Genomic DNA, 251 nt, shown 5'->3' on the forward strand with positions numbered 1-251 from the left:
CGTCTCCGGCCGGTTAATGATGCTGGCCGGAACGGGCTTTTCGTTAGGCTCCATTATCCTGACTACCCGTAAGTACGGACAGGCACTGTCCGATTTGTCGGCCATTACGGGAGCGACAGGGGCGCAGTTAAAGCAGCTGAATGAAAACGCCCAGCGGCTGGGCCGCACCACGGAGTTTGGGGCAACCCGCATTACCGAGGCGTTTAAGCTGATGGCCTCGGCGAAACCGGAACTGCTGAAAAGTACCGAAG

The 251-nt window shown here is 58.2% G+C and carries 1 protein-coding gene; it reads left to right on the forward strand.

The annotated features are described in order from the left end of the window. The coding region (locus tag AAC854_RS24840) for a hypothetical protein (protein ID WP_340619188.1) at nt 1–251 on the forward strand (251 nt) is incomplete at both ends.

Origin of the sequence: Xenorhabdus entomophaga, from assembly GCF_037996725.1 — a bacterium.
Taxonomy (GTDB): Bacteria; Pseudomonadota; Gammaproteobacteria; order Enterobacterales; family Enterobacteriaceae; genus Xenorhabdus; species Xenorhabdus khoisanae.